At 38.0% G+C, this 11,787-nt stretch carries 13 protein-coding genes; 8 read left to right on the top strand and 5 right to left on the bottom strand.

The window, feature by feature from the left end; translation table 11 throughout:
- Window positions 1–34 precede the first annotated feature (34 nt).
- The 5 genes from grpE to rsgA all read left to right on the top strand — a co-directional run bounded on the left by grpE (window position 35) and on the right by rsgA (window position 5,577).
- Entirely contained in the window at window positions 35–784 is a 750-nt protein-coding gene (grpE, locus tag I4641_RS05095; protein WP_229639390.1) for a nucleotide exchange factor GrpE, read from the top strand.
- 139 nt (window positions 785–923) lie between these two features.
- The gene (gene dnaK, locus I4641_RS05090) at window positions 924–2,921 is read left to right on the top strand and encodes a molecular chaperone DnaK (protein WP_229639389.1); all 1,998 of its coding nucleotides are present in this window, start codon (window positions 924–926) and stop codon (window positions 2,919–2,921) included.
- A 141-nt stretch (window positions 2,922–3,062) separates the two neighbouring features.
- Window positions 3,063–4,202, top strand: a complete 1,140-nt coding sequence (dnaJ, locus tag I4641_RS05085; RefSeq protein WP_229639388.1) for a molecular chaperone DnaJ — start codon at window positions 3,063–3,065, stop codon at window positions 4,200–4,202.
- A complete protein-coding gene (locus I4641_RS05080; protein WP_229639387.1) occupies window positions 4,199–4,483 on the top strand; it encodes a sulfurtransferase TusA family protein in 285 nt (94 codons plus the stop codon). Before dnaJ ends, I4641_RS05080 begins: the two co-directional genes overlap by 4 nt.
- Before the next feature lie 5 nt (window positions 4,484–4,488).
- A complete protein-coding gene (gene rsgA, locus I4641_RS05075; RefSeq protein ID WP_229639386.1) occupies window positions 4,489–5,577 on the top strand; it encodes a small ribosomal subunit biogenesis GTPase RsgA in 1,089 nt (362 codons plus the stop codon).
- Here the strand turns inward: rsgA and I4641_RS05070 are convergent, their stop codons facing one another.
- The 4 genes from I4641_RS05070 to I4641_RS05055 form a co-directional block, all read right to left on the bottom strand.
- Window positions 5,578–6,807 (bottom strand): HhoA/HhoB/HtrA family serine endopeptidase, encoded by a 1,230-nt coding sequence (locus I4641_RS05070; protein WP_229639385.1) that lies wholly within the window; start codon window positions 6,805–6,807, stop codon window positions 5,578–5,580.
- Window positions 6,808–6,884: 77 nt separating this feature from the next.
- Window positions 6,885–8,429, bottom strand: a complete 1,545-nt coding sequence (locus I4641_RS05065; protein ID WP_229639384.1) for a hypothetical protein — start codon at window positions 8,427–8,429, stop codon at window positions 6,885–6,887.
- A gap of 473 nt (window positions 8,430–8,902) precedes the next feature.
- Window positions 8,903–9,076, bottom strand: coding sequence for a hypothetical protein (locus tag I4641_RS05060; RefSeq protein ID WP_229639383.1), 174 nt, complete (start codon window positions 9,074–9,076; stop codon window positions 8,903–8,905).
- 107 nt (window positions 9,077–9,183) lie between these two features.
- Entirely contained in the window at window positions 9,184–9,345 is a 162-nt protein-coding gene (locus tag I4641_RS05055) for a hypothetical protein (protein ID WP_229639382.1), read from the bottom strand.
- 134 nt (window positions 9,346–9,479) lie between these two features.
- On the opposite strand from I4641_RS05055, the gene I4641_RS05050 reads away from it, so the two are divergent.
- The 3 genes from I4641_RS05050 to I4641_RS05040 are packed head-to-tail and all read left to right on the top strand — an operon-like array spanning window position 9,480 to window position 10,906.
- Window positions 9,480–9,821 (top strand): helix-turn-helix domain-containing protein, encoded by a 342-nt coding sequence (locus I4641_RS05050; protein WP_229639381.1) that lies wholly within the window; start codon window positions 9,480–9,482, stop codon window positions 9,819–9,821.
- 20 nt (window positions 9,822–9,841) lie between these two features.
- Window positions 9,842–10,459: an ImmA/IrrE family metallo-endopeptidase gene (locus I4641_RS05045; RefSeq protein WP_229639380.1), complete on the top strand. Its 618-nt coding sequence runs from the start codon at window positions 9,842–9,844 to the stop codon at window positions 10,457–10,459.
- A 33-nt stretch (window positions 10,460–10,492) separates the two neighbouring features.
- Entirely contained in the window at window positions 10,493–10,906 is a 414-nt protein-coding gene (locus I4641_RS05040; protein ID WP_229639379.1) for a C6orf136 family protein, read from the top strand.
- A gap of 79 nt (window positions 10,907–10,985) precedes the next feature.
- Here the strand turns inward: I4641_RS05040 and I4641_RS05035 are convergent, their stop codons facing one another.
- A complete protein-coding gene (locus I4641_RS05035; protein ID WP_229639378.1) occupies window positions 10,986–11,690 on the bottom strand; it encodes a DUF8692 domain-containing protein in 705 nt (234 codons plus the stop codon).
- Window positions 11,691–11,787 lie beyond the last annotated feature (97 nt).

Raw genomic sequence — 11,787 nt, 5'->3', positions numbered from 1 at the left:
CCTATATTTTGTATGTGAAGTCATAAGTGTTCCTATGAGTGAAGAGCAAAAAACACCAGAAATCGTATCCGAAAGCCCAGAAGTAATTATTACTGACAATACATCTGACACGACAGAATCTATTCCAAACCCTGAAGAATCTATAGATACGGCTAATTTATCAGAACAAACTTCTTCGATTGAAGATAGGGAAGAAGAAGTTTCCTCCGAGCAAGAAGAGATTTTTGCTGCTTTCCAACAAGAAAATGCTAATCTTAAAAAACTTTTGGATGAAAAAAGCGGACAAGTAGATTTGACCAAAGCACAATACGCAAGATTAGCTGCTGATTTTGATAATTTTCGCCGTCGAACTACCAAAGAGAAGGAAAATCTTGAATTACAAGCAAAAAAAGATGTAATTAGTCTTTTATTACCTGTAGTGGATAATTTTGAACGAGCTAGAACTCAACTAAAACCTGAAAGTGAGGGTGAAAAAGCAATTCACAGTAGCTATCAAGGAGTGTACAAGACTTTGGTTGAATGCCTCAAAAAAATGGGAGTCTCGGCAATGCGTCCTGAAGGAAAAGAATTCGATCCCAACTTTCATGAAGCAATGTTGCGAGAACAAACAGACGAGTATGCCGAAGGAACAGTTATCGAACAACTAATGCGGGGATATATTTTAGGAGATACAATCTTGCGCCATGCTATGGTCAAAGTTGCTGTTCCTCAAGAACCTGTGATAACTTCGGAAGAGAAAAACATAGAAGAAGAACCACAGGAAAATAATAATCCATCATCCTAAAGTTATAAACTGCTTATTTTACAGCAGTTTATAGGGGATACATTGATTTCGGCATATTTATAATGCCGATTAATTTAGTTTAATTTTGCTGTCAACTTCTCCAAATCTATAGATAAATGGAAATTACTGCCTAAGCACTATGGCAAAAGTTATCGGTATTGACCTGGGAACTACCAACAGTTGTGTTGCTGTGCTTGAAGGAGGCAAGCCTGTAGTCATTGCCAACTCCGAAGGTGCGCGTACAACTCCAAGTATGGTGGCATTTGCCAAAGGTGATACTCGTTTAGTAGGTCAACTTGCAAAAAGACAATCAGTTACCAATGCTCAAAATACTGTTCACAGTATTAAGCGTTTTATCGGTCGCAGATGGGAAGATACGGAAGAAGAAAGGTCGCGCACTCCTTACAAATGTATCCCTGGTCGAGATGATACCGTCGACGTTAAAATTGGCGATCGCAATTATACTCCCCAAGAAATTTCGGCAATGATTTTGCAAAAGCTAAAAGCTGATGCTGAAAGTTTTTTGGGTGAAACTGTGACAGAAGTTGTGATTACTGTTCCTGCATATTTTACAGATGCTCAAAGACAGGCAACGAAGGATGCGGGGACTATTGCTGGTTTAGAAGTGTTGCGTATTGTTAACGAACCTACCGCTGCAGCATTAGCCTATGGTTTGGACAAACAAGACCGCGAAGAACATATCCTAGTTTTCGACCTTGGAGGCGGTACTTTTGATGTATCCATTCTACAACTTGGGGGCGGGGTCTTTGAGGTCAAAGCAACCTCAGGTAATAATCATCTTGGTGGTGATGATTTTGATAACGTCATTGTCCGTTGGATGATCAAAGCTTTCTATGCTCAGGAAGAAATCGACCTCCGTACTGACAAAATGGCACTACAGAGAATGCGAGAAGCAGCCGAAAAAGCTAAAATAGAACTTTCTGTTGCCCCTAGCACTTCGATTAATTTGCCATTTATTACTGCTGATGAAACAGGTCCTAAGCATATCGAAATGGAGTTAAGTCGAGCTAACTTTGAGGAATTATCTAAAGAACTGATTCAAAAAACTCTCGACCCTGTCAAGCTGGCTCTCAAAGACGCGGAATTAAAACCCGAGGAAATAGACCGTATCATTTTGGTAGGAGGTTCTACCCGAATTCCCGCAGTCCAAACAGCAATTAAAACGATTTTTGACGGAATGCAAATAGATCGTTCTGTTAATCCAGATGAGGCGGTGGCTGCGGGTGCTGCTATCCAAGCAGGTGTTTTGGGTGGAGAGGTTGAAGATGTTTTGCTCCTTGATATCACTCCCCTTTCTCTTGGTTTGGAAACATTGGGAGAAGTCTTTACTAAAATCATTGAAAAAAACACCACTGTTCCTACTAGTAAGTCACAAATCTTTTCTACTGCTGCCGACGGTCAAACTAGCGTCGAAATTCATGCTCTTCAAGGAGAGAGAGCAATGGCAAAAGATAATAAAAGTTTGGGTAAGTTCTTGCTCACAGGAATTCCTGTCGCTCCGAGAGGAATTCCTCAAATCGAGGTTACTTTTGAAATGGACGTTAACGGCATTTTGCAGGTTTCGGCTCAAGATAAAGGGACTGGAAAACAGCAGAGTATTACTATCAGCAATACTGGAGGGTTAAGCTCTAACGAAGTCGAAAAGATGCGTTTAGAAGCGGAAAACTATGCAGAACAGGATCGCCGTAACATCGAACTAGTTAAATTAAAAAACCAAGCTGAGAATTTAATCTACAATTATGATGCAACCTTAAGCGAACAGGGGAATCTAATTCGAGACGAACTCAAAGCCAAGATTGCCAGAATTAAGGAAGAATTCAAGATAGCTTGTAATAATCCTCACGGCACAATGAGTGAGATTAATGATATTTTGGAAAAACTTCGTCAGACATTATTAGAAATTGGTACTGATGTATATCAACAAAAAAATTCTGAAGGTGATGATTCGTTCATGTTTGATGATGATGATTTTGCAGAGGCTAAGACTGAGATGGAGCTAGCACAAGAGAATAGTGTCAAAGCCGTAGTTAGCATTTCTAACGATGCCAAAATAGAAGGAGGTGATGATTTAGGCTTGGATGATAGCTCCTTTGATGATTACGAATCAGTAGATTAAGTAAAATAAAGCTATCTAAGAAATAGCTTTAACATAGCTAGAAAGAAAATCATTTATTCTTAGTAGTAACCGTACTATATTTTCTAGTTCTGATTTTGCTAAAGTAACGATCGACAAACCGTAGGAAAAAATTAAGATTTTATGGCAGGGGACTACTATCAAATCCTGGGCGTATCCCGCGATGTAGATAAAGACGAATTAAAGCGTGCCTATCGCAGTTTAGCTCGCAAATATCATCCCGATGTCAACAAAGAGGCGGGAGCAGAAGAAAAGTTTAAGGAAATTAATCGTGCTTACGAAGTTCTTTCTGAACCAGAAACTCGCGCCCGATACGATCGCTTTGGAGAAGCAGGAGTACCTGGGGCTGCAGGTGGTGGCGGCTATGAATATAGTGATATGGGTGGTTTTGCTGATATATTTGAAACTATATTTAGTGGATTTGGCGGTGGCGTAGGTAGTACTAGTGGAGGTCAATCTCGTCGTCGTAATGGTCCCGTTCGTGGAGATGATTTGAGATTGGATCTCAAATTGGATTTTCGAGAGGCTGTTTTTGGCGGTGAAAAACAGATCAAAATCCCTCATTTAGAGTCTTGTAATACCTGTAGCGGTTCGGGCGCAAAACCAGGTACGGGAGCTAAAACCTGCGGTACTTGTAACGGTGCTGGGCAAGTACGTCGAGCTACTCGTACTCCCTTTGGTAGCTTTGCTCAAGTCTCTGCTTGTACTACCTGTAATGGTACAGGACAAGTAATTGAAGAGAAATGCGGTACTTGTCACGGTGCTGGTCGTCTCCAAGAAACTAAAAAATTAAAGATTACTATTCCTCCTGGTGTAGATAATGGCACTCGCCTCAGAGTCTCTGGAGAAGGGGATGCAGGAATGCGTAATGGTACTCCAGGGGATTTATATGTTTATTTGTTTGTAGAATCTGATAAAGAATTTACTAGAGAAGGAATTAACATTAGGTCAGAAATTGCCGTGAGCTATCTACAAGCTATTTTGGGCTGTACTCTAGAGGTAAATACGGTAGATGGTAAAGAAGAATTAACTATTCCTGCGGGGACTCAACCGAACACGATCCTGACTTTAGAAAATAAAGGCGTACCAAAATTGGGTAATCCTGTCAGTAGAGGTAATCACTTGATTACGATTAGAATTAATATACCTACTAAAATTAACTCTGAAGAAAGAGACTTATTAGAGAAATTAGCGACTGTTCGAGGAGAAGCCACAGGGAAAGGTAGCAAAGAGGGATTTTTGGGAGGTCTATTTCAAAAATGAACTCTATTGACCCTCCCCAAGGTACGGATAATGCTACCTCGAATCTAGCGGATGCTCATTTAGATTTGCGGGGTACTCCCTGTCCGATAAATTTTGTCCGTACTAAACTCCGTTTAGAGCAAATGTCCCCTGGCTCTTTATTGGAAGTTTGGCTAGATGAAGGCGAACCTATCGAACAAGTACCCGACAGTCTCAAGATGGAAGGATATGAACTGGAAGCTTTGAACGAACAAGATGGCTTTTTTTCTTTATTGGTTCGTCGTCCTACAAAAAAGTCGTGAGGGATTTGGAGCAAGAATTATCCCCAAACGATCGCATTGTCGATCACGACTTAATTGGAACTGTCGTTGCCGTCCAGGCTAATTTTTATCAAGTTTGCTTAGAGAATAATTCAACTCAATTTTTGCTCTGTACTCGACGTACCAGATTAAAGAAAATTGGGCAAAAGGTGATGGTTGGCGATCGCGTTATCGTGGAAGAACCAGACTGGCAAGACAGTCGAGGTGCGATCGCTCAAGTCTTGCCTCGCACTACTGAATTAGAACGTCCTCCCGTTGCTAATGCCGACATTATTTTATTGGTCTTTGCCGTAGAAGAGCCAGCTTTAGATCCCTGGCAATTGAGTCGTTTTTTGGTTAAGGCAGAATCTACTACGTTGGAATTGTGCCTGTGTTTGAACAAGTGCGACTTGATTACAGTCGAGCAGCGGCAGCAGTGGCAGGGACGTTTAAAGCAGTGGGGTTACGATGCTAGTTATGTTAGCGTCATCCAGCAGCAAGGGATTAATCGACTGTGGGAACGTTTGCAGGGAAAAATTACTGTTGTTGCAGGGCCCAGTGGCGTGGGAAAATCGAGCTTAATTAGGACTTTGATTCCGACTATCGATTTAAGAGTAGGAAAAGTATCGGGAAAATTGCAAAGGGGTCGTCATACGACCCGTCATGTTGAGTTATTTGAGCTTCCTGGGGGTGGTTTGCTGGCAGATAGCCCAGGATTCAATCAACCAGATTTGGACTGTCTCCCTAGGGATTTGGCGCGGTATTTTCCCGAAGCCAGAATAAGATTGCAAAAAGCTACTTGTCAGTTTAGTAATTGTCTCCACAAAGATGAGCCTAATTGTGTAGTTCGGGGAGATTGGGAACGATATGAATATTATCTAGATTTTTTGGATAAAGCGATCGCTTTACAAGAGATATTACAAAAACAACCCGATCGCGAGTCTAACTTGAAGTTAATGGTTAAGCGATCGGGTAAAAGTCAATACGAGCCTAAATTGCAAACTAAGAAATATCGCCGTACGAACCGTAAAACTAAGCATCAAAACCTACAAGATATTTATGAAACCCAGTTGCAGGAAGAAACAGAAGATTCTTGATTAAGATATTCCTTGGAGTTGAGTTGTCACAACTTTCAATTTTAGAGTGCGATCACCTCGCATCACGGTAAAGTTTAAGCTTTGATTTAAACCACTGCGATCGACCACTGACTGTAGTTCGCTGGCATACGTGATGGATTTGCCATCAATAGCGGTAATTGCGTCGCCAATACGCAAACCTGCTGCTTCTGCGGGAGTTCCTGGCAAAACTCGTACGATCAAAACTCCTTCTACTTCAGGGATCGTGAAAGGAGAATTGGGATTTTTATTATTTCGTTGAGCCAACTCAGGGGTTAAAGTTCGCATTTGCACCCCGATATAAGGATGAGGTACTTGTTGACCCGCAGCTAAAGTATCAGTAATAGATTTTGCTTTATCAATGGGAATAGCAAAGCCAATACCATTAGCATCAGGACGAATGGCGGTGTTAATACCAATTACTTCTCCCCTTTCATTTAATAGCGGCCCGCCAGAGTTACCAGGATTGATCGCAGCATCAGTTTGTAAAAAGTCGATGCGCTTGTCAGGAATGCCAACCTGCGCTGAAGAACGGGTTAAAGTACTGATAATTCCTAAGGTAACGGTATTATTCAACCCTACAGGGTTTCCTACAGCGATCGCCCAATCTCCTACTCGCACATTATCGGAGTTACCCAAAGGAGCAATAGGCAAGTCTACACCCCGAGGGTCGATCTTAACTACAGCTAAGTCCGTTACTTCATCTGTGCCTTTAACTACTCCCTCAAATTCCCTACCATCTTTGAGAGTGACTGTGACTCGATCTGCACCACTGACTACATGAGCGTTAGTAAAGATGATGCCATTTTTTTGAGTAATAAAGCCCGAACCTTGCCCCCTTACTTGTCTTTCTTGGGGAATTTGCCCGTTAAAGCGATCGCCGAAAAATTCGCGAAAGAAAGGATCTTCAAAAAATGGTTCGGCTCTAGTAGCTACTGTTTTCTCTGTATCAATTCTGACTACCGCTGGCCCAGTTTGAGCTATGGCTGCTGCCACAAAGCTACCTGAATTACTAGAAACAGGAGCTTGGGCTTGAATTTGAGGCTCGGTTTTTAAGGCAATAGGATTATTTTTATAGTTAATCTTAGAGTCGGCAGGTAACATATCCGCATTGGAAGACATTACTCGGATACTGCTAAAAGTCAAAATGACTCCTAAAAAAAGTGCTACAGCGTGGCTAGCCACTTTACCTAGAAATCGTTGCTTTTTCATTATTGTTAGTCAATTTGAATTATGGAATTTTTACACTATTCAATCATAGCTCGACCTTAGATCGAACATGAAAACCTTTATTGAGTAGCTGGTTTAACGCGGTTTGAACCATCTTTAAATACTGGCTTGACTTCAGATAGCATTCTTCTAATCTGTCCTTGTCCTTGAATCAAACACCAAGCCATAATTGTCCAGGTTTGCCAGTTTTGCCATAATTCTAAACTTTGACTACCTAAAGCGATCGCACTCAATAAAAATATAAAAATTAACCACCGTAAGAGTTTTTCTGGTACTTGTTTTGGCCAATGATCCACATCTCCTCCAGAGTAGCGATAAACGACATAAAGTACGCTGCGAGAAAGGACATGACTGGATAAAAGACTCGTACCAATGGGATTGGTAGAAGTAACTGCCAAAAATCCATAGTAGCGGAAGGATTGAAGCAAAAGGTACAGCCAAGTGCGAGTATGTTTGTTTAGATGGTTATAAACCCAAAAACATAATCTTGATAAAAATAACAATCCAAACCAATACAAGCAAGTTGCTAAAATAGGATTTGAAGATACAATGTAAGTTTCGATTACCTGGCTACTAAATAGTAGTTGTACTCCTTGCGCTTTATTTAATAAAGTAATTCCAATTACACCAAATAATAACGACCAAAATAAGGGATACCAGGTTGTCATCATTTGTTTATAGAGATGATATGTAATTGATAGTTTTGGCTTTTCTTCGTATTTTTCAGCTACGCGATCGTTTTCATAATATCCTAATTCGTATACACACCAAAACGAAACTAGTAAAAATAAAATACTTATACCATGTAAAGTTGGATTGATTGCCTGCCAAGAAAAGGCAAGTAGAAGAATAGGTAAATCATCCCAAAGAATTACCTTTAAGATGTATTTTTCTCCAACTCGCTTTACTTTTTTTAGATAGAAAAATGGTAAATAAACATCTTTTAATGGTGGAATATATTTAGCCAAAGACCAAATAATTAAACAAGGCTTTTCTACTAGATCGAGTAAGGGTTTATCATCTAAGGAATCTGTCACAAGAATTGCAGATTTAATCGAAGATTCAGATAGTTGTTCCCGAAGCATCAAAAGTTTACCTTTACTGCGATCTTTTGCACCCTGCCAAAAACGACAACCTATCTCTATATTATGTCTAATAAACATATATTTGAGAATCGGATTAATGATAAAATTAAAGCCTAAAGTGGCAATTACTACAGGAGACTCGGAATTTTTTTTGATAGCATCTATCAGTTCTTTATTACTATATTTTTCAGCTAATTTCTGAGCTTTTATTTGCCATAAAAATATTGTCCAAGGTAATAGTAATGTTGGGATAGTTACCAGAAACCAGTCTTTGACCTTACTTCCTTGAAAAGGTTTTGGTAGCCAAAACCAAGGTTTGATGAGACTTAAAGTCTTGATTAAAAGCAAGCCCAATAAACGAGGACGTAAACTATTCAAATATTCAGCCGTAGAATTTCTTAAAAATAATGTTTCATCAAAATCTAGGATTATTGATGTAGTATGACTAGCTTTTTGAATTAATTTTAATGTTTCCGATTTATCAATTAAAATCAACTGCTTACTTGAATCATTTTGCATTATAAAACAAATAAATAAAGAAAATAAATGTATTGTAAAAGATAATTGTACGCCAGCTATTCTATTAAGAATTTTGCAAGATTATTAAATAATTCTTAGTTTCAGAAAGCTCTGGTTTTGACAAATAAGTTTTGCTATAATCATTGCTAAAGTTGGACTTTTATCTACAAGATTTTTTTTACCATCAAGGCAACAAAAAGTCAAATACAAAGATTATTATTGTGTTTTCTAATACATCGATAAATTAATCTTGGAATTTTGACAACAATAAGCTTTAATATTTATATTATCTGGACTAATCAAAATTACATTATCCTAAAACAGCTATCATTCAAATCTTATGTATTATCAATGCAAATAACGAATTTTTCGTTTCCCCAGTAATGAGCTTTCATACATATCTAGGATACTATCTAACAGACCCTTGTTGAAAATAGATAACTACGAACACCCAAACTATTAATTACCAATCTTCAATCTTCACTGTTTGCTAATAACTGATTAAGAACAACTTCTCGATACATCCAATGCTCGTCAGTTTTAACGTGATGAGGGCGAACCCATTTAGGCATATTGAGAGCAAAATCATTATAGCGAAATTGTTCCATTTTTCTAACCACAAAACCTTCACAAATATCTTTACCCAAACTACTTGCGATCGCTTTTATTTTAGCTTCATCCCATAAACCTCGATAAATTACATTTGGTATTTCTAAGTTCCAAATTTTTGCCTATTCTTGAGTATCCGCCCAACTCAAACAATAATTATCTTGATTCCAACGTCTAGCTTTTCTGTAACGACTACCTGACAATTCTCGAATAAGTCATTGCGATCGAGTTTGAGATCGTCTCCTCCTACCCCAGGAGAAAAGCTTAGATGAGGAGTTCGAGGATATTTATAACGTTGATAATACACAACATGAGGGTAAATATAATCGATATTGTCGATCCTAAATCAAAGAAAATGTATTTCTCAACTCTTTTTGTTGATTGTTTATTCAAGCTAAACTAAGATGTAAGTAAATAGCTCAATTATAAGGAATAATAAACGTGGACAACGATTTTGGTAAATTAATTCGTCAAGCCCGAAAAGATCGAAAATTTTCTCAAAGAGAATTAGCCAAATTACTCAAGATAGATTTTACTTATTTATCTAAACTAGAAAATAATCGAGCAGATTATGCACCCAAGGAAGAAGTTATCCGTGGTTTGGCAAAGCATTTAAAATTAAATGAAGAAGAATTGATTTTTTTGGCGGGAAGAATTCCCCATCAAGAAGAAGATTTACTCAAGCAACACTATAAAGATATGCCCGCTTTATTTCGTCGGATGCGAGAAAATCCTGAATTTGCCCAACGAGTATTTCGCGAAGCTTCAGATCGAGATAGCTAAAACTTGGGAGTTAGTCAGGAGTGAGCGTTTTTCGTCCTTTTCAATTTATTTCTAAACTAGATATAGAAGCTCGTGCTTTGGATATTTGGTTAAAAATGGCAGAATCAAATAACGAACCTCAATTACCCGTTGATGCTAGCATTATTGCCGAATTTTTAGATTTGGATATTGTTTGGGATACTATTCCTGAAGACGAGAAAGGAATTGTAGCTGCTAGAATTTTACCCCTAGCAAAACTAATTGAAATTAACGACAATATTCCCAAGCTGAGAGGAGGTTTTGGCGAGTCTACTATTGCTCATGAAATTGGACATTGGATCTTACATATTGATACGCAAAAGGTTGAAAGCTATATTAGGCTAAAACAAAAAGGTATTGATGTGCGAGTAAAGCCTTTTCTTTGTCGCAGTAGCAATTTGGCTAGAATTGAATGGCAAGCACAATACTTTGCAGGATGTTTGTTGATGCCACAACATATATTAACCGAATTAAAAAAAGACAAAGATATAACTAAATGGCAACATTTATATAAAATGGCGGAAGAGTTGGGAGTAACTATTTCTAATCTAACTACTCGCTTACAAGATTTGGGTTGGATTTCTCTGGATTCTCAAACTCGTAAGATTTATTTGAAATAATAAATATAAATATAAAGACGAAAAATAATAATAATGAACAATGAACAGAAAGATTTAGTAGAAATTTTAAAACAAGATTATCAAAGATTTCCTGACAATCAAACTTTTGAGATCTATGCAGAAGATGTTTACTTTAAAGATCCTTTAAATGAATTTAGAGGAGTCAAAAAATATCGAGAGATGATTGGGTTTTTGAGTAGCTTCTTTAGCAAAATTAAAATGGAAGTCCATAACATCACCCAAGAAGGAACAAAAATTCAAACCGAATGGACGCTTAACATGAATTCTCCTTTACCCTGGAAACCTCTTATCTCAATTCCTGGATGGAGTGAATTAGAAATCAGCGAAGATAATTTAGTCGCCTCCCATATCGACTATTGGCACATCTCCCCTTGGAATGTTTTATCTCAAAATTTCACTGTTCGACGACAACGCAGTATTTTTTGAGTAATCGGTAAAGCCATTTAGCTGTATAACCATGGGAAAATTAAAAATCGATTGCGATCGCGCTCAAGTATGAGGTGATTTATTTATTTAATATAGTTATTTCTAGATCGAACTTATCTGCCCACTGACGTAGATAACAAAGTAAGCCATAAACAAAAATAACAATTCCACTCATTTCCATTGCTTCTTCGACGGTAGCAGTTAAAGCATAGACTAAATTTTGTTGTCCTTGGGCTTCTGCTATGTAGCTACCAACCATTTCCATCAATAACGCTCCCCCAATATAACAAGAAGCTGCCAAAAAGAAGTGTTTACGGGATATATAGGGTAAGTTACTGGTAAATTTACTGTAGCGTCGGATAAACCAAATAACAAAAATTGTCCCAGGAATTACCCACATCGAATGTAAAAACCAAGGCAAATTAAGGGCGTTGCTTATTTCGGGAATAATTAAAATTTCGTGAATACTCAATACTTCGTCGATCGCCATAAACCAGAAAATCAGCGATAATAGTTGCCAATCTTTAGTATAGCGATCGCCTTGTTGTTTTTTACCCGCTGCAATAATTCTCAGTAAAATCGCACAAAAAGCGATCGTTAATGCTGAATACCAAGTAGGAAAGTTTAATTCTCTGTCTACATTAAACAGTTGCATCCAGTCTGCACGATAGCCATAACTATACTTGCAAATTTGAATCCCTACACTCACTAGAGTAAAGAAAATTACTCCAATTGTTAAATAGCGAATAATTTTACGAGGAGACAAAGAAATTTTTAGCTGCATTAAAGAACAATAAAAACTGTTAGCTAATGGACATTATAATCATTCCACTTGAAAGCTAGGAATAGTAATTAGTAGATAGGCGTAATTAAATTGAAGA

Source organism: Waterburya agarophytonicola KI4 (genome assembly GCF_020640915.1).
GTDB classification, from domain to species: domain Bacteria; phylum Cyanobacteriota; class Cyanobacteriia; order Cyanobacteriales; family Xenococcaceae; genus Waterburya; species Waterburya agarophytonicola.
This window is presented reverse-complemented; position numbering and strand designations above follow the sequence as displayed.